Source organism: Halovenus aranensis (assembly GCF_900100385.1).
In the GTDB taxonomy this organism is placed as follows: domain Archaea; phylum Halobacteriota; class Halobacteria; order Halobacteriales; family Haloarculaceae; genus Halovenus; species Halovenus aranensis.
This window is the reverse complement of sequence record NZ_FNFC01000001.1, coordinates 149,654-171,010: the sequence shown is the minus strand read 5'-3', so window position 1 is coordinate 171,010 and position 21,357 is coordinate 149,654. Positions and strand designations below refer to the sequence as shown.

Below are 21,357 nucleotides of genomic sequence, written 5' to 3'. Positions count from 1 at the left end.
TCACCCCGCCTGCAGGCGTTCACAACTGTTTGTTTCGGAGCGGACGATGAACGTGTCGTAGGCCTTGTCGGTCGCAACGTCGCGTCCGATGCTACCGACCGAGGAGACGATTCGACCCGCGTTCTGGCTCCCGAGGACGACGATACGTGCACCGGCCTCTCTCGCGTAGCCACGAATTTTGCTCGCTATCTGTCCGGAAGTGGCGTATCGGCCGACGACGATGTAGTCGAACGACGCGTCGGGTGCGAGTTCGTTCACCTGTCCAGAGAGTCGCGAGACGATAGTCTCCGGGTCGAACTTCTCGTCTGGGCCAATCCACCCCCGGTTTTCCGCGTACTTCGCGTTCTCGTTCGGGATGACCGCGACTGCAGCGACCTGTTCGGTCGGGTGTTTGATTTCCGTCGCGCGCCGCAGTGCCTCCCGTGCCAGCGGCGAATCGTCGAACGGCACCACAATCGTCATAGTTCCCCCATATCGTTCGTGACCACTCGTCCGGTCGGTATAAACCACTAGATTTACTGATATCATCACAACGACATCGCGTGGCAGGCGACGTCCGTGACAGGCCAACGGGCGGACGGCGGCGACTGTCGGGGAGAGTCACAGTGGGCTCGACCCTGAAAGGGTCGTTCGGTCGTGGGGAGCCTCGAAGTCGAGGTCCGGCTCGACGGGAACGAAGCCGGTCGGGTTGATATCCTCGTGGCTCCGGTAGTAGTGTTCCGTGATGTGGTCCATGTTGACTGTGTCGGCGACACCCGGAAGCTGGTACATGTCACGCGTGTAGGCCCAGAGATTGGGGTAGTCGACCAGCCGGCGGGTGGTGAGTTTGAAGTGAGTGTGATAGACGCCGTCGAACCGGACGAGCGTGGGGAACAGCCGCAAATCCGCAAGCGTCAGGTCGCCGAGGAGAAACCGCCTGTCAGCGAGAGCGGCCTCCCAGCGGTCGAGTGCTGAGAACACTGTCTCGGCAGCGTCCTCGTAGTCGGCCTGTGTCGACGCGAACCCGGCGCGATAGACTCCGCGGTTCAGGGAGCTGTACAGTTCGTCGATGAGTTCGTCAATCTCGTCGCGCCGGTTCTCGGGGTAGAGGTCGACACGGTTCTCGGTTGCGAAGGCATCGGCGAAGGTTCGCATAATCTGGTCGGACTCTTCGTTGACAATCGTCTCCGCTTCCTTATCCCAGAGAACCGGGACGGAGACGCGGCCGGTGTAGGCCGGGTCCGCCGTGGTATAGACCTCCCGAAGAGAGTCGGCCCCTGTGACGGTATCCGGCGTACAGCCCGCCTTCTCTGGCGTGAACGCCCACCCCTCGTCCTGTCGATGCGGGTCGACGATATCCATCGTCATCGCCCGGTCCAGTCCGAGGAGTTTCCGGGTCAACGCGGCTCCATGTGCCCACGGACAGGCCCGCGAGATGTAGAGGTGATATCGCTCTGGGTCGGCCGGATGTGTCCCGGTGCCGACAGTCGCCTGGAAGTTCGTCTCCTGATAGTCCATCGCCGTCGTGTCTTCGTTCGTCAGGTCGGTGCGCCACGTACCGTTGATGAGTCGTCCCATAGGGGTGTCCTCAGTCGTTTGCCGTCACAGCCCAGAAAGAGCCAGTACCTCGGGCGCGCTCTTCGAGATGTCCCGCGGCAGTCAGGTCGGTAAGTTTGCGTCGCGCGTCTTCGTCGTCGAGCTGGTACACTTCGGCAACTTCCCGAGTCGCAACAGGGCCGTACTCCTCGACGAAGGACCGTAACGAGCGGGGGCTCTGTCGGTCGAGGCCTGGTGCGGCCGACTCCAGTACCTCCGAAAGCCGCTCGAACGGCTGTGACCCACGGAGCTGGACCTCGTCGTCACCGGTCGTGACTCGGTAGGTCGGAAACGTCCTCGCACCGACCTCGTGCATGTATCGGCGGTCCTCCTCGAACGCGGCGCGGGCCCTGTCGCCAAACAGCGCGGCCCGGAACTGTTCGAGGTCGAGCCCCACGTCATCTGCCAGTTCGACGAGTACCTCGCGGTCGCCGATGTTCCGTTGCTCAGCGGCGAAGGCCTGCCGGAGCCGCCTGAGATACCGGTGAGCAATTGCGGTGCCCTGGAACTCGGCGGCTTCGTAAGCGATACAGGCGGGATACGATGACTGCGGCGGGTTCTCGTACCAGACGCTCGCATCGACGGGCATTCCGTGGCGCTGTGTGGCTTCCTCCCAGTGGGGGGCTACGTCGGCGGGTTCGGTGATGCCGTTGGCGGGGTCGGCAAACGACTCGAAGTCGTCGACGAGGCCGCCCATAACAAACGCAAGCTCGACGTGGTCGCCGTACGTCTCCTGAATACGACGGAGAACCGGCTCGGCACCCCAACACCACGTACAGAACGGGTCAGTAAACTGAGTGAGCGTGACCGCCATTGGCTACCAGAGCCCCAGCCCGACCGCGTACGGCCACGGAGTCGCCGACAGCGCGAAGAAGACGAGCCCGGCGGCAGCGAGTGCGGCGTTTTTCAGGAACGCAGTCTGCTCGTTCTGTCGCTCCATCCCGTCTTGGTTCCAGAAGTCGTGCATCACTGGTGTCACGCCAACCAGAAAGCCCACCACCGCCAACCCGCCGAGTGCCGGGTACGCTCCAGTCAGAATTGCGGCCGCACCTGCAAACAACATCAGTGACGTTGCCGGCACCATCAGCCCCGCCGCGGGTACACCTTTGCTCCGTGCGTAACCGACAGTCCCAGAGAGTGAACGGAGGTTCCCTACGGCGAGATATCCCATCGCAAACGCGAAGACAACCCGGCCGGCCAACAGCGCCTCGCCGGTCCCCGCAGCGTCGAAGGTCATCTGGCCCCCCTCCGCGTGTAGAGCGGTTGTCGTGTAGTACTCAGTCTGTCTCGTCTGTCGATTGCAGACATCACAGTGACACCAACGAGTGCCAGTCACATAAAAAATAAAGTAAATTATACTTTACCGGGAGAACGTGACCTAAGCAGGTATACCGCGGTATACCGGGGAGTGTCTTCGAGAATGCGTGACAGATTTTTTTACCGGGAATAATCTACTGTCAGTAATGACCTCGGACGACCACCTCGCCGAGTTGAACCCGGCGGCCTGTCCGACCGTAGAATCACTGAACGTCATCGGCACGCAGTGGCGGCTCAACGTCCTGTACGACCTCCAGGACGGTGAAAAGCGGTTCAACGAGCTCAAAGAGTCGACCGGTGCGAGCTCGCGGACCCTCTCACAGACTCTCGATACACTCGCCGATTACGGATTGGTGACAGAGCGAAGCGAGCGTGCCGACCCGATTGCAGTTTATTACAGCCTTACCGAAAAAGGGGAGGCACTGGAGTCGGTTTTCGCGGAGTTCGACGCGTGGGCACGCGAGCACATGGACGTAGCCGAACCTGACACCGAGTAGGCACTCGTCGTGATACTACGGCTCTGCTCGGTTCTGAGCCGCAGATACTACCGCGTCACGGCAGATGACAAGCAGTTGTCCTTATCAAGAACGACTCGTGCTAATCGGTATCAGACGAGGATTGCCGGCAGTTCTCGAAGGCTGTCGAGTTCGTACTCCGGGGAGGCAGAGAGTACGGTCTCCCGGTTGTGCTCGCGTCGGAGAAATGCCGCTTCGATACCGGCGTTGTGTGCGGCGACGATATCGTGTTCGGAGTCGCCGACATACAGTGCCGTCTCGGCGTCGAGTTCTGTGAGCGCCTCCTCGACGTAGTGAGGTTCTGGTTTCTTACGCCGCAGGCTCTCGATAGTCATTGGGCGACCCTGAACTACGTCGAATGCGGGCGCACGAAGGTGGTCGAACGCGAACGCGAGCGTGGGCTGTTGGTTCGTACTGACGACACCCATCTGCCTCGACAGGTCGGCCAGCACTTCCACGTCGGGGTAGAGACCCTTCTCACCGTTGCGGATTGCCTCGCGCTGGACCGCCGAGCAAGCCTCGTCTCTGCTCCGCCAGAACGCCTCACGGTCGAGACCGTACTGTTTGCAGACCGCAGTGACGTACGGAACAGTGACATCGTACACCAGATTCCGAACGTGGCCCGGCGCGGGGTTGTCGACACCGTGGTCACGGAAGGCGCGGCGAACCGCCGCCTCGAACGCGTCGTGGTCGTCACCAGTTCGTTCGAGCAAGACACCATCGTTGTCGAGTAACAGCGCGGCTCCGGTCATCTACTCGGTGAGATTTCTGCCTCGTATTTTAGCGACTCGGTTCGCCACAGGTGGCCGGCACCCGGTGGGTGTCAGTCGTCGGCTTCCTCCTCGATGTCCGTGACGACTTCCTCGGCGTCCCTGATGTCTGGCTCGGGCTGTTCGGACTCGGGGCCCCCGATATCGGTCTCGTCGAACTGTGCCAGAATCTCCTCGATATCGTCGAGACCGAGCATCTCACGGGTCTCCTCGTCGAACTCCAGTCCTTCGAGGACGTTTCCGTTCTGCTTGAGGTCGCCGCCCTGAAGGTGGCGGCCGTACCGCGAGACCAGCGACGTGAGTTCCTGGGGCAGGACGAACGTGTTCGACTCGCCCTGACCGATGCCTTCCAGGGTCTCCATCCCCTTGTCGATAATCGCCCGCTCGCCCATCGAGTCGGCCGCTTTCGCTCGCAGGACCGTCGAGACGGCATCGCCCTGTGCCTCCAGAATCTGGCTCTGCTTTGCTCCCTGGGCACGAATAATGTTCGACTGTTTCTCGCCCTGTGCGGTCTCGATGGCGCTGCGGCGTTCACCCTGGGCTTCCAGAATCATCGCGCGGCGACGGCGCTCTGCGGAGGTCTGTTCTTCCATCGCTTGCTGGACATCCTTCGAGGGATTGACCTCGCGGACCTCGACTGACTCGACGCGAATCCCCCACTCGTCGGTCGGCTCGTCCAGCTCCGTCCGGATTTTCGAGTTGATCTGCTGTCGTTTGCTGAGCGTGTCGTCGAGTTCCATGTCACCCAGCACGGCCCGCAACGTCGTCTGTGCCAGATTCGACACCGCACGCTTGTAGTCGTCAACTTCGAGGAACGCTTTCTCTGCATCCATCACCTTAATGTAGACGACAGCGTCCGCGGTTACCGGCGAGTTGTCCCGCGTAATCGCCTCTTGATGGGGGACGTCGAGCGTCTGTGTCCGCATGTCGAACCGGTAGGTCCGGTTGACGAACGGAGCCACAAAGTGGATACCCGGGTCGAGTAGCCGCTGGAACTTGCCGAATATCGTCAGCGCCTCTTTATCGTATGCCTCGACAATCGTCACGCTCGAAGCGACGGTCACCACGGCTAAGCCGAGTACGAGGAGACCGACGATGAGGGCAGGGTTCGCCAGCGCCCCACCAAAGACCGGCGCGCCGACCACGACGGCGAGCACGGTCACGAGGATAGTGACCGCCAGCAGTGTGTTCAGATGTCGGTAAAGCGCTCGCCGCGGGTCTTGTGGGTCGGCAGCCATACACATATTAGCCGGTACCGAGAGGAAAACCCTCCCGTGGTCACTCAGCAGCCGACGACCGTCCACTTCTGTGCTCCGCGTACGCTCGGAAGTACAGAAATAAAACAAACAGCCAGTATTTCCGACAAGGCAACCAGTAGCCGTCTGGAGCGCTACGTAGAGCGCACAGCCTCGACGAGTGCTCTCACCCGGTCAGCGTCGACACGGTTGGTCGTCTGCTCGCCGTCTTTGAGCGCAGTGCCGACAATCGCACCGTCGGCGCGGTCGAGTAACGCCGGCGCGGTCTCTGGTGTCACGCCGCTGCCGATGAACACCGGAACGTCCCGCGTCGCCTCGTCACGCCCGTCGAGGGTGACCAGCAGGTCCTCGTCGTCGGCCGGTTCGCCGGTTTCAGGCCCTGAGACGACGACGGCGTCCGCAAGCCCGCGGTCGATTGTTTCCCGGACCAGAGTGGCCCGGTCGCGCGTTCCAAGCTGTGTCGCGTGTTTCACGTCGATGTCCGCGAACACCGCCACCTCAGCGTCGAGTCGCTCCCGGAGCCGTACGGTCTCGTGGGCTTGCCCTTCGAGTAGCCCCTGGTCAGTCACCGCCGCTCCCGTGTGGACGTTGACCCGTATGAACGAACCACCGGCCGCCGCCGCAACCGCTAGTGCGGCTTCGGCGTCGTTTCTGAGGACGTTGACCCCGAGTGGCGTGTCGACAGCGAGAGAGAGTTCCCGGGCCGTGGCGGTCATTTCGGCGACAACGTGGGCTGGCACCTCGTCGGGGTAAAACGGCGCGTCGCCGAAGTTCTCGACGAGGACGCCGTCGACACCGTTCTCGGTTAACGTGTGTGCGTCTGCGAGAGCACGCGCGCGGAGTTTATCGCGGCTCTGCTCGTGTCGAGGTGCACCCGGAAGCGCTGGGAGGTGGGCCATCCCGACGAGCGGCGTACTCGCAGCGAACAGGTCGCGTGGGTCCATCCGCGCTACTCCCAGTAGTCGGGTTCGTTGCCCGCCTTCCACTTGATCGAACAGCCACGAGAGGGCTCGAACTCCGCGGTCACCGGTTCACCGGCGAGTACGTCCTCGATATGGCCGGCCATCTCGCGCTGGCTGGCCGTATCGTCGGGATTGGGGGCGTCGTCGAGACGGCCGTGATAGACGAGCTGGAACGCGTCCTCGTTGCGCTCGAACAGGAAGGGGTCAGGGGTACACATCGCGCCGTAGGCCGCCGCGACCGACTGTGACTCGTCGCGGAGGTATGCGTCCCAGTCGATTGTACCCTCCTCGACGCGGTCGACCATCGTTTCGAAGTTGTCCTCGGGGTACTCCTCGGCGTCGTTTGGATTGATACCGACGACAGCCACCTCGTCGTACGCCTCGGCTAGACGGTTCATTTCCTCGAATTTGGCTTTTGCATACGGACAGTGGTTGCAGGTAAACACGACGAGCAACGCCTCGGCGTCGGCAAAATCCGCGAGTGAGTAGGTTCTCTCGTCGGTTCCTCGTAGCTCGAACTCCGGTGCTTCGTCGCCGACGGTCAGGACATCTGTTGATTCGAGTTCGACCATACGTCCGGATTCGGGTGCCACTGTCTTACCCGTTTGGCTCCGACTCAGCGGTTGTCGTTCACAACCTCGTCGAACTGATGGGCGGCTTGGTAGACATCGCTCTCTTCGTTGATTCTGTAACACACCTCAGACTCGGCGCCGGGGTCGTCGACACGGTCGAGCATCCCGAGGGTAGCAAGCTCTTCGAAAATATCGACGAGATACAGTGTCTTCAGCGGGACTCCGGCGGCGTCCGCGAGTTCCGAGCGGGTGTACTCCCGCTCTGGCTCGACAGCGAGCAGTCCGGCGATAACGGCCGCTGCCTCGTCTTCGGCGGCCACCAGCTCCCAGCCAGATTGTACGCGCGTGTCCGTCATTGCTCCGATATTTGGAATCGCGGCAGATAAGTCAGTGGGTTCGGCGCCGACGAGAACTGCAACAGAGACGCCGTATCAGACGAACGTGCCAAGACACAGCGACGGGCCGTGCCAGTCAGAACAGAGATACTCCACGACACATAAGAATTAGTACGTAAAAGGCCGCTACTCCCGATATTTGATTGTTTTTGTTGCGTCAATGACAATAAATATGGGATTTGCAGCACAAACTTTTTTCCTGTGTTCATAGTAGTAGGGCCGTAATGGCAATCGATGACACCGGGGGGAGCGACGATGACGCCGGGACGGGTGGTGTCATGCGCTTCGGTGACGGCGTAGTCGTCGGCGAGTACTCGTGGAGCGATTTTCGACGCGAGGAACACGACGAGGGTCGGTTCGACCGTAGTCGATATCTCGGATTCGACCCGATGGAAACCGACCACCGGCTAGAGCGAGGCGCGAGCGCAGCCAAGACGCTCGACCGGGTGGTCGAGCGCTACCGGGACCCCGAGCAACGCGGGGTCGTCGTCGGTCACTATACCTGGGAGCACTTCAAACAGGAATACTACTACGACGAGGACGGCATGCCACCAGAGGAGGCTGGTCCGTTCGACCCAGCCGAATACCTCGGGTTCGACCCAGCCGAAACCGAGCAACGGCTCAGTTACGGCAACGGTGCCGCCGAGAAGCTCAAGCAGGTCGTCGACGAGCGGACAATCGACGTGAACGAGAACCTCGACGAAGACGAATTCTTCTCGACACGCGATGGGACACAGACCGTCGTCAATCGGTACGACCTCGAAAAGGCTGTTCCCATGGAAAAAAAGACCCACTTCATCGAACAACACCGGTACTGGGTCAACAAGCCCTACGCCTGTGTCGTCGTCTTCAAATCCCAGAAGGAAAACGAAATCAAGTACTACGTTATCGAGCCACATCTCAACGAAATCGAGGCGGAGCTTCGGAGTTTCCTCTCGCGAAAGCTCAAAACCGCTATCAAGTACTCTGAGGACGACGTTATCGTCCAGGGGAGCGAACAGGACCGCGCCGATGTCATCGAGCGCGAGTCGGAGCGACTCCTCAAGCGGTATAACATCTTCACCGGCAAGCGGGCTGTTAAGGAGAACAACGCTGACAGCGGCCTGCTCGGCGATATCAAGGAGGCTGTTGGCCTCGCTGATGAGGACGAACAGGACTGGGAAGAGCTTCCGGAACTCGACGGCGTCGAGGCGCGTCCCGAGCCCGCGATAATCGAGGACGACCCCGATACGCTGACCGAGTACCAAGTCGAGAAGATGCTGTACATGCTCAAGCGGGACTTCATCGGGTACGCCCGCATCGACCCAATCAAACACGACATCAACGTCGAGGACATCTCCTGTGACGGCTACAACAGCCGCGTGTTCGTTTATCACACTGACTACGAGCAGATTATCACGAACGTCGAACACGGTGAGACCGAACTCGACGACTTCGTCGTCAAGCTCGCCCAGCGCTCCGGGAAGGGTATCTCGAAGCGCCAGCCACAGGTCGACGCGACGCTGCCAGACGGCTCGCGTGCCCAGTTGACGCTGGGAGCCGAAGTCTCTGACCACGGCACAAACTACACTATCCGTCAGTTCAAGGACGTGCCGTTCACGCCGGTCGACCTGATCAACTGGAACACGTTCAACTTAGACGAGATGGCGTTCCTGTGGCTCTGTATCGAGAACCACAAATCACTGATTTTCGCCGGTGGTACTGCCTCAGGAAAGACGACGAGCCTCAATGCGGTGTCGCTGTTTATCCCCTCGAGTGCGAAAATCGTCTCTATCGAAGACACCCGCGAGGTGGAACTGCCACAGCGTAACTGGGTGGCGAGTGTCACTCGTCCCTCCTTCGGCGAAGACGACAAAGGCGACGTCGACGAGTTCGACCTGCTGGAGGCGGCGCTGCGTCAGCGTCCAGATTACATCGTCATGGGTGAGATTCGTGGCGAAGAGGGGCGAACGCTGTTCCAGGTCATGTCGACCGGTCACACCACCTACACGACCTTCCACGCCGACACGGTCGGCGAAGTCATCAAGCGGTTCACCACAGACCCTATCAACGTCTCGAAGACGCTGTTTACCGCGCTGGATTTGGTGTCGATTCAGACCCAGACACGGGTCGGCGGACGCAAGGTTCGCCGGAACAAGAAGCTGACAGAAATCAACGAATACTCGCCAGAGAACGACGAGATTAACGTTCGAGACGTCTACGAGTGGCGCGCCGAGACCGACCAGTTCCTCCAGATGGGTTCATCGAGCACGCTCGAAGAAATCAAGTTCGACCGCGGCTGGTCACAAGAGCGTCTGGACAAAGAGCTGTTCAAGCGGAAAATCGTCCTCGCGTACCTCATCGAGAACGGTCTGAACACCTACACCGAGGTGGCGGCGACGGTCCAGGCCTTTATCAACGACCCGGAGACGATACTCGCTATCATCGCAAAGAAGAGTCTCGAACGCTCACTCGAAGACCTCCGGGAGATGGAGTCGGTTCAGATTGAGGTCGACCCCGAGAAAGAGGAGTTGGTTCCTCGCCCCGACCCACCAGAGGAGGTCATCGAGGAGACAGACGAGATTCTACAAAGCGCCGAGCCGATGCTCGATGGCTACCGAGAGATGGAGACGAGCGACCTCGTCGCGGCCCTGGAAGGGCAGGATGACGACTCTGTCGACGCCGACGACGACGATATCAACTTCGGACAGTTCGTTCCCAAGGCGGGGGCGGACGGCGATAGCTGACAATGAGTCTTGACAAACGCCGTGGACGACAACTCGAAGGTGGGGACCGCTCGCTGGGGGGCGCGTTCTATCCGCTGTACCAGTGGCTGTTCAGCGAAGACAGCGATTTCGTCAACGATGTCGAAGAGAAACTCGCGCAGTCGCGGATGGCCGACAACGTCGAGATGTTTCTCTCACGGGCGCTCGCAGTCGGCCTCATCGCCGGGATGGGGCTGTGGCTGCTCGGCGTGTTCGTCGGCTGGCTGTTCGTCCAGATATTCGTCGGCGACGTGTTGGTCGGCATCCAGCTCGGCCCGCTGGAGCCGTTGCGCGTTCTCCGGACGCCGCTTATATTGCTGACATCTGGCCTTATTTTCGGCTCTATCGGGTTCGGCATCGGCTTTGGCTCGGTCGTGTCGATACCGTACTTCCGGGCAGGCGGGCGCGAACGCGAGATAAACACGCTAATGCCCGACGGTATCGCGTTCATGTACGCGCTGTCGGTCGGTGGCATGAACCAGCTCGAAATCCTGAAGGCGATGGCCAAGGCCGACGACACCTACGGCGAACTCTCCCGGGAGTTCCAGTCTATCGTGCTGGAGACGGAGTATTTCGATACGGACTACCGGACAGCGGTCCAGAATCAGGCGCTGACGACACCGAGCGACGAGTTGGCGCAGTTCCTGACAGATATGCTGTCGATTCTCGATTCTGGTGGAGACATGACCGATTTCCTCGAAGACCAGAAAGACAAACACCTCCGGACGGCTAAACAGGAACAGCGCAAGCTGTTGGACACGCTGGAGCTGTTCGGTGAGATGTACATGACGCTGTCGCTGTTTCCGCTCCTGCTCATTATCATTCTCGTCATCATGAGTATGATGGGGAGCGGCGACCAGACAACACTGCTGTATGGCACGGTCTACGGACTCATCCCGCTCATCGGCGCGGGCTTTCTGGTGATGGTGTCGACTGTCACCCACGACGAGGTCGGCGACGGCTACCTTCGGCCAGATGCCGGCGAGGACTTCACCGTCGACGAAGGTATCGGCGTCTTCAATCCCGGCCTCGTCGAGGAGTACACCGGCGACCGTGACCTCTTCGAGAAAATAAAGCGCCAGGAGGGGACCCACGAACTGATGGAGATAGTGAAAGCGCCACATCTCTTCTTCAGAGACCACCCGACGCTCGTTCTGGTGTTGACACTGCCGCTGACGCTGCTGGTTCTCATCGGCGCACTGGCGACCGGGAATATGCCGCTGTCGGTGGATGCGATGAAGTCAGACCCAATCGTCGGGACGCTTGTCTGGGTGTATGTCCCCATCTATCTCAACCTCCTCCCGCTCGCAGTGTTCTACGAGTGGAACGTCCGCTCCCGGAAGGCGATTCTAAACGACCTCTCGGAGAACCTCCGAAAGCTCGCGAGTGCAAACGACACCGGGATGACGCTGCTCGATTCCATCAAGGTCGTCTCGGAAACATCGAGTGGGAAACTCTCGGCCGAGTTCGAGTCGATGCACTCGAAGGTCAACTTCGGGACGAGCCTGAAAGACGCGATGCGAGAGTTCAACAACAAGTATCACGTCCCCCGGCTCGCACGGACCGTCAAGCTCATCAGCGAGGCCCAGGAGGCCTCCAGCCAGATTCAGGACGTGCTGTCGACGGCTGCGACTGCCTCTGAAAACCAAGACGAAATCGAGCGTGAGCGCAAGGCTCGGACGCTGATGCAGACGGTCATCATCATCATGACCTACCTGACGCTGTTGGCCGTGATGGCGCTGTTGAAAGTCCAGTTCCTCGAGACGATGGGCGGGTTGGCCGCCGCAGGCGAGGAGGCTGGCGAAGAAGCAGCACAGCAGACGACAGAGTTCGCCGGCGGCCTCGACACGGAGTTTCTCTCGATGCTGTTCTTCCACGCGGTCACGCTACAGGCCCTTATCTCGTCGTTTATCGCGGGCTATATCCGCAACGTCGAGGTACTCTCGGGCGCGAAATACGCCGTGATTCTCTCGACCATCGCGCTCATCACGTGGATTATCGTCGAGCAGATAACGGGTGGCGGCGGCGAAGAGACGGCACAGATGCTGTTGCTTGTGGCCGGACCGGCCGGGTGGTCTATCAGCGATTCGCTTGACCCGCGTACGGGTTACTCCGACGACAGAACAGGGGGGACGAACAGGCGATGACGGCGCGCGGACAGACGGTGAACGACTACCTGTTGGGCATCGTCTTGTTGTTGCTCGCGATTGTCATCGTCTTCGGATACTTTCCGGGGCTGTTCCAGCCCTTCGAGGAGGAGGTCGACGACGAACAGCGGGTGATGGCCGACAACCTCGCAACAGAGCTCGTCGAGAACAGCACCGTCCCGGGGACGGACCAGACCGTAAGCTTCAGGTCGTTGAACCGGAGCATCGACGCGCTGGTCGACGACTCGGCACGGGTCGGGGTACCCGAGTGGCTGCGCTGGAACGCGACCGTTCACAACGCGAGCGGCGTCGTCACAGACGACGGTGTCGCGCTGCAAAACGGGAGCGTCTGGAACGACCGACAGACAGCGTCGACAGTCCGGTTTGTCCGGATTCCGACCGTCTGTGAAAACGGTTGCCGTCTGGTAGTACGGGTGTGGTGACAATGACTGAGAGAGGACAGGCATACTCACTCGAAGGGGTCATCGGGACAATCGTCATCGCGAGCGCCCTGGTCTTCGGGCTACAGGCTGTCAGCATCGTTCCCTGGACCGACGGCGGCCCCCAACAGGGCATCGAGGTACAGGGGCAGGCGCAAGACACCGTCGATATTCTGGCCGACCAGAACGCACTCGAAACGGGCGCACTCTGTCTGGGCGGGGACAACGAAACGACACCCCACGACGGCGTGGTGTCGACCGACCCGGCAGTCGAGCCGGTAGGCGCAGTGCTGAACCGGACGCTTCGGCAGACCGCCAACTACAACGTGTACGTCGGTTACCCGAACGAGACAGGGGCAGTCGACGAGATTGTGCTGGGTCCCGAGTTGACGCCGACCGGTCCGGCCGTGACGGTGACTCGTGAAGTGGTGCTGTTCGACAGCGACCCGGTATTCGAGTTCAACAGGTCAGCACAGGCATGTGTCGAAGACACACAGTACGAGAATCTCGGCGACGTGCCAGACGAGGATATATATCTCTACAACCAAAACGAGAGCAGTGATATCTACGCAGTTATCCAGGTTCGGGTGGTGGCATGGTGAACAGACGCGGCCAGTTGCTGTTGACGGCAGCAATCCTGGTGTCGCTGACGATTGTCGCCTCGGCCGTGCTGTTGAACGATATCCACGCCTCGGCAGATGTCAAAGCCCAACAGGAGCGACAGAGCCTCGAACAGACCGAGCGAGACATCGAGCAGCTACAGGACAGCCTCGAAGAGCTGTTCATGGTCAACGGCTCCCAACAGCGGTTGCCGTACATCGAACCAGGTGAAGAAGACGCGTTTGCGGCAGCGGTCAAGGAGTACACCGAGCAGTATCTGAACCTCTCGACCCGGGGGAGCGCTCAGTTCGTGAACGTGACACTCATCGACGCCAAACAGAACGGCGGAGGTGTTATCTGGCAGAACGTGACCGATACGTTCCCAGACGGGCCGATTGTCCAGGGTGATCCGGCAAATCTCACTTACATGTCCTACACGTTCGAAGATATCAGCGGGAGTTTCACAATCGACCTGGGAAGGAGTAGTCCGCTCACCATCGAGATAGACAGCGGTGAAGTGAACGTCGACGGCGCGACAAAATGTGATGGGTTCACCGCGACAGCGGAGACGCCGCTCAAGCTAACGCTCTCTCACGGCACAGGACAAATCAGTGTCGGCGACACCACCTGTGCAAGCCTCGCACTCGGCTCGACGTACTACAGTTCGAACAAGCACGTCGTCTTTGACGATGGCGGAACCGTCGAAGGGACATTCAGAATCGTAGCCGAAGGTAACTCCAACTTCCCCACAGACAAGAAGAATGAGAAACTCTACACCGCGAGTGATGTCACACTCAATCCGACGTTCGAGATAACCTACGAGGACCCACAGGTGAGCTACGAGACCAACGTCACAGCCTACGGAGGTGGGTCGTGATGAACCGACGAGCTGTCTCGATTGCCGTCACACACGCACTGACGCTTGCGATTACGACGGTACTCGTCTCTGGGCTGCTCTTAGGTGCCGGGACGGTGCTCGACGGACAAGAAAAACGGGCCGCCGAGTCGCAGTTCGACGAAATCGGGAGCGACCTCACGGCACAACTCAACACACTCGACCGGCTCAACGAGACAGGAAGTACAGTCAACGTCAGCGTCGAGCCGGAGTACCCCGGCAGTGTCGCCGGACGCTCTTGGAGCTTCGAGGTCGTCCCCGGAAGCGAGAGTGACACATACGATACGCCGAGCGTGATTCAAATCGAATCCCCCCACTACGAACGGACTGCTGAGTATCCCGTCGGCAACGAGACGCGTATCGATTACGGGTCACCCGACAACAGCGATACGCCGGTTCTCAGCCTGTGTGCCGGAACAATAACCATAGGTGAGTGTGAGTGAGACGACCGCCCGAGCACAGCTGCGACAGCCCCACGACAGACAGCAGTCGCGCCGTCTCCGATGCCATCGGCTTCACGCTGATGTTCGCGATAATAATCGTCGGCGCCGGGCTAATTTCGTTCACCGGTGGCACCCAGCTCGAGACGTTCAGTAACGTCGAAGAGGTACAAAGCGCCGAGCGCGGGATGGAATCGGCGGCGGCGACACTCCAACCGATGGCGACCCGGGGCGACAGTCGACGCAGCTTCAGTATTGCGTTCTCGAACAGCAACGTCTGGATAAACGAGACGGTACTCAACGTCACGACGGACGGTGATGTGGCCTACCCAGACCTCGCCGTGAACGCACTCCAACAGCGGTTCGACCGCTCGGGCGACGACGTGACAGTTCGGTACGAGGCCGGCGGCGTGTTCAGGACGAACGCCATCCCAGCGTTCGACCCGAGCTTCGAGTGTCGCGACGGCACGACAGCGCTCATCACGGTCGTCAATCTTACGTTGGCCGACCGGGAGGGGCTGTACGTCTCGAACGGCTACAACCCCGACATAGGACTCGACCAGTTCGCTGCCGGGGGTGACTCACCGGTCACGAGTACCGACGAGGCACTGACCTTCGAGGCGAGAACAGTGTCCACCGAGCGCTCACTCGTCGACAGTTCTACCACAGTGTTCGTCAACACATCACAGACGGCCGGGCCAGCACAGTGGGATATGTTCTTCGACAGCAAAGAAACGTGGTCGAATCCGAGCGACCACGTCTACACCTGCGCGGCAGACCGGGCGCTCGTCCGTGTCGTGACAATCGAACTCGACATCGTCGAGCCACGGTTTTCGAGCTAACGCGGCAGGATAACAGCCCCCATCTCACGCCCGGAGACACTCCGTATTGATGAAAAATTTACAATATCTGTTAACGCGAGGACGCGATAAAACGGGCAGCTAAGAGCGAGATAGCGACGGCAACCACCCTAGAGCAGAGATGGCTCCCTCAATAGTATTAAATACGTGAGAGACACACGTACATAATACCATGATGAGAGAGGGGGCTCCAGGCGGCGAGCGTGCCGTCTCAGAGATATACGGGACGTTTCTAATTATTGCGGTCGTTTTCCTCATGGCTCTCGTCCTCGTGGGGGTCGGGATGTTCGCGTTCGAGGACATCACTGAGGACGCGGACAACGAGGTAGTCCAGCAGTCGATTCTAGAGTTCGACGAGCGGGTAAGCGAACTCACAGCTCAAGACGTTGAGGGTTCGACCAGCATAGAGTTTCCTGACGGGACCGCGAGCGACATCAACGCCCAGTCCGGTCACGGGAACGTGAATATTACGATCAAAACACACGAGGCGTACTGGGATGCGACAGATTCACCCGGAGCGTTACTCGAAGACGCCGACAATCAAACAGCGAGTTATAGCGTTACGCTGGGAAGCTTAGTCTATGAGAACAACGACGGCAAGATTACCGCCTATCAAGGCGGTGCGGTCTGGGAGAAACAAAGCGGTGACGTGTCGCTTGTTTCCCCGCCAGACCTGTACGCCGACAACCAGACGCTCGAACTCTCCTTTGTCGATATTTCCTCAATCGACCTCGTTCAAGACGGTAACGAAATTTCCCTTCGCAAGCAGCCAGGAGCGGGGAGCGCAGCCGAGAACATAACCGAACTCGTCGAACAGCAGATGCGGAGCCAGTATCCCGACGGCCGGTACGTCGCAAACGCGACGGTGTCCCTCAATATTACGAGCGCGTTTGCGGAGGGCTGGGCGGAGTACGCCGAGTCGAATCTGGGAGCTGACACAGACGTACACGAGGCGAGTGAGGTAGACGGAGACAGGCCCGTAGCCGAGATTGACCTCGGGACCTACGGCGAACAGAACACAATCAATCAGTCCCGGGAGTACGCCGAGAACGTCACGTACACCGGACTGGGAGAGTTCGCGCAGGACCTCTACGACAACGGGACCGACGACGCCTGGACCGCAGACATCGCGAACCAGAGCAACGCCGCGTTCAACGTCACAGCTCCCGGGTGGGATACGAAAAAGTACACCGTCGGTATCCTCTACAACAACGACACTCGGGGCAACGGACCGGAGTGGTGGGCGTACAACGGGACAGACGGCCGGTGGTGGAACGTCGAAGACCCCCACGCAGCGCCGCTGAATACGAGCATGATTCCCGAGAGCGTCGTCGACGCGTCACAGACGGACCCCGGTGAGGACAAGTTCGGGGTCGCAGCCGACACGTGGGGCTGTGTTGTCGCGACTGGCGACGCACACGACCCCGACGATTTCCGTGCGTTCGTACCGAATGCGACAGAGTACACAGCGAGTAGTTCGAACGGCTGTCTGGAGTCACCGGTCGGAGTCAACACGAGCGAAAACTGGAAGGACTACGTTGGCGACTTCGAGACCGATTTCGTCATCGACGACTTTCGAACGAAAATCTACAACGGAAGCGGCGTCCTCGTCCACGACAGTTCGGGCGGGCCGACTCTCGACCCGAACACGGACGCGCTGGAACCCGGCTACGAGGTAGAGATGACGCTCAACTGGACGAACGAAGGGTATCGCAACGCAACTGCCGGCGAGTCACCAGTCGCGTTCGTCTACGACGAAAAGAACAAAAGCGAGACTAGCATCACTCTCCCGTCGGACCCGTGGATTGTCTGGGGTGAGCGGGTCGGCACCGACAAAGGCGAAAACGACAGCAGGACGTTCAGCTTCCCGGTCGAGAACGCAGACTCTGTCTACGAGTTCTGGGTCGGAGCCGGGACGAAACACGACGGCGTCGAACCGTCGGCCACCTGGGAGGTACAGGTCGATACGCCTAGTACGTTCGAGCCATCCGATATCAGCGTCGACGACGCGGGTGCCGTCGAAGGCGACGAGGTTGAGGTGAGCGTCGATATCAACAATACCGGCAGTACCGGGGACAGCCAGACGGTATTCCTCTGGGGAAGTACACCGACAGACGAGGAGAAACACCTGATAAACTCGACGGAACTGACGCTACCCCCCGACCCACCGAACAACACCACCACAGAGACGTTCACGTGGACGACACAGGAAGGCCGGGAGTCAGATTGGGAAAACGTGACCGTGAAAGCCCCGGTTTCCGGGACGAAGGCAGCGGCCAACATCAGCGTCGACCCCGCTAGCAGCGACCCGGCGGAGTTCACCATCGAGTCCGTCTCGTTCAACGGCACGGCACTCAGCGACGGAGACTTCGCCGGTACAGTCGAAGAGGGAGAAGATGCAGTGGTCATTCTGAACGTGAACAACACCGGCGGCAAAGAAGGCATCCAGCAGGTGACACTCGACCGGGACGGCATCGACGACGACGACAGCGCCCGGACGAACAGCACCACACTCGAACTCGCGCCCGGTGACAGCCCGAAACAGGTCGCCCTCGAATGGAAGACGATTCCGGGCGATGCCTCGGGCGACCCCTACACACTGAAGTTGCAGACCGACGATGACGAATTTACCTTCGAGTTGACGGTCCTCCAGCGGACAGACGGCTCCGAGTTCGATGTCAACATCGCCTCGGTATCTGACCCTGTTCTCGCCGGCGACACGATGTTCGTCAACGGGACCGTCACGAACACAGGCGAGGACGACACGCAGACGCTCTACCTGAAAACGGTCGGTATTCCAGACCAGCAAAGTGTCGCGGTCGATACCGGGGAGACGAAGCCGTTCAACATGAGTTGGGAGACTGGCAGCGGAGATGTCGGGACACACAATGTGACTGTGCTCGCAGACGACGACAGGGACACGGCCGAGAACGTCAGTGTCGAGCCGCGAGACCTCGGCGAGGCAGAATTTGACGTCAGCATCGAGTCGACGACGACACCCGTCACCGAAGGGGAGCCGCTGGCGGTCGATATCAACGTGACGAACACCGGGACTGCGCCGGGTGCGACCGTCGTTGCGCTCAAGGACTTCGACGACAAGTTCGTGAACGTTACCTCTGAGGAACTCTCTTTTGCCGAGGGTGAGTCGAAACAGGTAACGCTGACGTGGTACACTCTCGTCGGGTTGGTCGAGGGCGACGCGTCCGTGACCGACGAGATTACCGTCGATGCAGACGGCCAGAACGCTACGGATACGGCCAGCGTCACCGTCAAGCCACGAAACGCGACACGGCTACCGGCAGATGTGGTGTTCGCCATCGACGAGACGGGGTCGATGGGAGACCCTGACTACTTCCCCGAAAAGGTAGATACCGACCCGCCAAAGTCGGGAACGCTAACAGTTCCAGAAGACGAGATGTGGCTCGTCACCGCAGATGAGTCGAGTTGTCCCGGATTCTTTTGTGACGTGTTCAACGACGGCTATTTCGTCACCGGCCAGACAATCAACTTCTCTGCGTACAACTACGACGACTGGACCAACTGGGAGATAGAGAAATACGACTATCCCAGCACTGGCTCTGACAAGAATATCGAGCGTGTGCCGGCGGTATGGACCGCACTGAGCGCGATGAACAAGACGCTCGACAGGGCCGCCGCCATGCAGTACGATACCTCACAGAACTTCCTGACTGGGCTGGGTGATATCGCCGAGGTGAACGAGTCGCTCAGAGTCGCTCCCGGCGGCAACACGGATATTGCCGGCGCCATCTCGGCTGCTGAGAACAAACTCGTCAGCGAAACGGACCTCGACTACGGGAACCCGGACTCTGACCGGTACCAGACCGTGATTCTGCTCACAGATGGGATTGATAATTCCGGTGCAGATCCGGTCAGCGTCGCAAACGAGACGAACATGAGCCACGGCTCACAGCCGCTCGATTTCTCCGTCTACACCGTCGGGTTCGGGAATGCAGACGAAGAGGTTCTCAAAGACGTTGCGAGATACGCCGGAAACGGTGACGGGAACTACACCAAGGCCGACAACCCCGAGGAACTCGCCGGCATCTTCGAGGGACTCATCAAAGAGATTACCGAGGAGAAAGAGCCTGAGGTAGCCATCAACTCCGCCGAGATTAACGGTTCCGAAGATATTGCAGAAGGCGAAACAGTGACAATAGAGGCCGAAATCGAGAACGCGGGGGAGGGTGTCGGCGACGTACCGGTCACGCTGCTCGACTGGGAGGGGAACCCAGTCGACAGCACGCTGGTGAACGTCTCCAGTGCCGGTCTCGCCAGCGGAGAGAGCAAGACAGTACAGCTATCGTGGGATACGACCGGCGTGCTAGACGGCGATATCAACACCGACAACGTGACTGTGGTGGCGTCAGGTAACGAGAACCCGACGGCAGTGACCGTCGAGGACAAGTCTGCGTTCTTCGATGTTGGCATCCAGAGCGTCGACGACGGCGTCGAGGAGGGCGAAACCGTGACCGTCAACGTCAGCGTCGAAAACACCGACAACGCGCCCGATACACAGACGCTCTGGCTGGAGTATCAGGACGAAAGCGGGAACAATCAGACGCTTGCGACTAGCGCCCCGGTCGAACTCGACGGCGGCGAGAACACCAGCACGTCTATCGACTGGCAGACCGGTATCGGCGACGGCGACATCGAGAGCATCACGGTTCACTCCGAAAACGACATGGAGGCAATACCAGTCGATGTCAAGCGCAAAGAGGTCACAGAGGCAGAGTTCGCGGTCGATATCACCACGACAGCGAGCCCGGTCACAATCGGCGACCAGCTCGATGTCACGGCCGAAATCGAGAACGTCAACGGAACCGACGAGACGTACCCCGGACAGGTGGTCTTGACCGTCGGCAGTGTCGAAAAAGACAGCAAAATCGTCGCACTCAGTGATGGCGAGTCGACGACCGAGACGTTCACATGGTGGACAGACGATACCGGCGACAGTATCGATGTCGAGGTCCGCGCAGCGACAGACGGCGGCGAGAACAGCTCCAGCGAGGAGGTGACAGTCGACGACGTCGACAACAAAGAAGAGACTTTCAAGATTTCCGACGTCGCCACAAACGCCGATGACGGCGTCGACTCGATTACCGAGGACGAGACGCTGACGGTCGATATCGACGTGAAAAACGACGGCGACGGAGCCGGCAGTCAGACGCTGATAGTCAGGCGCAACGACAGCGGGCAGGGAGAGCGGACTGACGTAACGACCGTCGACACCGGTACGATTCCCGAGGACAGTACGGAGACGGTGACGGTGAGTCTCTCGCCCAGTGATTTCTCCGCAGAGACCGACAAAATAATCGTCGAGAGCGAGGACGATTTCAGCGGTATGCAAACCGTCGATATCGAGCCGACAGACGACACGCAGGTCAACATAGACATCGACGAGGACGCAATCGCGGCAACCGACCAGGCACAGGCAGTGGAGGCAGGAGAGCCGATTTCGGTGCCCGTCGAAATAACAAACGGCGGTAGTACCGACATCACAGAAGACCTGTTCGTCTCCCTCGATGCAGTACTGAGTCCCAAGAGTATCGAGCAGTCACCGGCAAACTTCACCGTGCTCAACATCGGCACGCTCGCACCCGAAAACACGACAACGGCCACACTCGTCTGGGATACGACAGGTGCCGGCTGGGACGACGACCACTGGCAACTGACCGTCGAGTCTGAGGGCGAGTCAGATATCGTACAGGTGTATGTCGACGAGCTAGACGGAGCACTGCCTGGCGGCCCCGACTTCGGCGGCATCGGTTCGGGCATCGACTTCACTATCGACGACATCGAGGTGGCCGAGTGAGCCGGCCCGGCGTATCAAACCATTTATTCGAGCCAG

18 protein-coding genes are annotated in these 21,357 nt (G+C 59.9%); 9 read left to right on the top strand and 9 right to left on the bottom strand.

Features of this window, described 5'->3' with window-relative positions; all coding sequences use genetic code 11:
• From BLR34_RS00870 to BLR34_RS00855, 4 genes are all read right to left on the bottom strand, one after another.
• Positions 1-462, bottom strand: a complete 462-nt coding sequence (locus BLR34_RS00870; RefSeq protein WP_176765191.1) for a universal stress protein — start codon at positions 460-462, stop codon at positions 1-3.
• A 138-nt stretch (positions 463-600) separates the two neighbouring features.
• Positions 601-1,557 carry a glutathione S-transferase family protein gene (locus BLR34_RS00865; RefSeq protein ID WP_092698468.1) on the bottom strand — a complete coding sequence of 319 codons (957 nt, stop codon included), beginning with the start codon at positions 1,555-1,557 and terminating at the stop codon, positions 601-603.
• A 10-nt stretch (positions 1,558-1,567) separates the two neighbouring features.
• Positions 1,568-2,389, bottom strand: a complete 822-nt coding sequence (locus BLR34_RS00860; protein ID WP_092698466.1) for a DsbA family protein — start codon at positions 2,387-2,389, stop codon at positions 1,568-1,570.
• A gap of 3 nt (positions 2,390-2,392) precedes the next feature.
• Positions 2,393-2,812 (bottom strand): DoxX family protein, encoded by a 420-nt coding sequence (locus BLR34_RS00855; RefSeq protein ID WP_092698464.1) that lies wholly within the window; start codon positions 2,810-2,812, stop codon positions 2,393-2,395.
• A gap of 226 nt (positions 2,813-3,038) precedes the next feature.
• On the opposite strand from BLR34_RS00855, the gene BLR34_RS00850 reads away from it, so the two are divergent.
• Positions 3,039-3,389 (top strand): winged helix-turn-helix transcriptional regulator, encoded by a 351-nt coding sequence (locus BLR34_RS00850; protein ID WP_092698462.1) that lies wholly within the window; start codon positions 3,039-3,041, stop codon positions 3,387-3,389.
• Between the two features lie 110 nt (positions 3,390-3,499).
• Here the strand turns inward: BLR34_RS00850 and BLR34_RS00845 are convergent, their stop codons facing one another.
• The 5 genes from BLR34_RS00845 to BLR34_RS00825 form a co-directional block, all read right to left on the bottom strand.
• Positions 3,500-4,159 (bottom strand): HAD family hydrolase, encoded by a 660-nt coding sequence (locus BLR34_RS00845; RefSeq protein WP_092698459.1) that lies wholly within the window; start codon positions 4,157-4,159, stop codon positions 3,500-3,502.
• A gap of 71 nt (positions 4,160-4,230) precedes the next feature.
• Entirely contained in the window at positions 4,231-5,322 is a 1,092-nt protein-coding gene (locus tag BLR34_RS00840; RefSeq protein WP_394327676.1) for an SPFH domain-containing protein, read from the bottom strand.
• Positions 5,323-5,567: 245 nt separating this feature from the next.
• Positions 5,568-6,377, bottom strand: coding sequence for a BtpA/SgcQ family protein (locus BLR34_RS00835; protein ID WP_092698455.1), 810 nt, complete (start codon positions 6,375-6,377; stop codon positions 5,568-5,570).
• Between the two features lie 5 nt (positions 6,378-6,382).
• Complete coding sequence (locus tag BLR34_RS00830) at positions 6,383-6,967, bottom strand: thioredoxin family protein (RefSeq protein ID WP_092698453.1); 585 nt, start codon at positions 6,965-6,967, stop codon at positions 6,383-6,385.
• A 44-nt stretch (positions 6,968-7,011) separates the two neighbouring features.
• Positions 7,012-7,323, bottom strand: coding sequence for a hypothetical protein (locus BLR34_RS00825; protein WP_092698451.1), 312 nt, complete (start codon positions 7,321-7,323; stop codon positions 7,012-7,014).
• A 263-nt stretch (positions 7,324-7,586) separates the two neighbouring features.
• Between BLR34_RS00825 and BLR34_RS00820 the strand changes: the two genes are divergently transcribed.
• The 8 genes from BLR34_RS00820 (at position 7,587) to BLR34_RS00785 (ending at position 21,321) form a co-directional block, all read left to right on the top strand.
• Entirely contained in the window at positions 7,587-10,088 is a 2,502-nt protein-coding gene (locus tag BLR34_RS00820) for a type II/IV secretion system ATPase subunit (RefSeq protein WP_092698449.1), read from the top strand.
• 2 nt (positions 10,089-10,090) lie between these two features.
• Positions 10,091-12,253: a type II secretion system F family protein gene (locus BLR34_RS00815; RefSeq protein ID WP_092698447.1), complete on the top strand. Its 2,163-nt coding sequence runs from the start codon at positions 10,091-10,093 to the stop codon at positions 12,251-12,253.
• Complete coding sequence (locus BLR34_RS00810; protein ID WP_092698445.1) at positions 12,250-12,696, top strand: DUF7287 family protein; 447 nt, start codon at positions 12,250-12,252, stop codon at positions 12,694-12,696. The genes BLR34_RS00815 and BLR34_RS00810 overlap by 4 nt, the downstream gene beginning before the upstream one ends.
• A gap of 2 nt (positions 12,697-12,698) precedes the next feature.
• On the top strand, positions 12,699-13,295 hold the full coding sequence (locus BLR34_RS00805; protein ID WP_092698443.1) for a DUF7288 family protein: 597 nt from the start codon (positions 12,699-12,701) through the stop codon (positions 13,293-13,295).
• Positions 13,289-14,170 (top strand): hypothetical protein, encoded by an 882-nt coding sequence (locus BLR34_RS00800; RefSeq protein WP_092698441.1) that lies wholly within the window; start codon positions 13,289-13,291, stop codon positions 14,168-14,170. Before BLR34_RS00805 ends, BLR34_RS00800 begins: the two co-directional genes overlap by 7 nt.
• Positions 14,170-14,631 carry a DUF7266 family protein gene (locus BLR34_RS00795; protein WP_092698439.1) on the top strand — a complete coding sequence of 154 codons (462 nt, stop codon included), beginning with the start codon at positions 14,170-14,172 and terminating at the stop codon, positions 14,629-14,631. Before BLR34_RS00800 ends, BLR34_RS00795 begins: the two co-directional genes overlap by 1 nt.
• A complete protein-coding gene (locus tag BLR34_RS00790; protein WP_092698437.1) occupies positions 14,628-15,470 on the top strand; it encodes a DUF7289 family protein in 843 nt (280 codons plus the stop codon). Before BLR34_RS00795 ends, BLR34_RS00790 begins: the two co-directional genes overlap by 4 nt.
• A gap of 193 nt (positions 15,471-15,663) precedes the next feature.
• Entirely contained in the window at positions 15,664-21,321 is a 5,658-nt protein-coding gene (locus tag BLR34_RS00785; protein ID WP_176765190.1) for a CARDB domain-containing protein, read from the top strand.
• Positions 21,322-21,357: the final 36 nt, after the last annotated feature.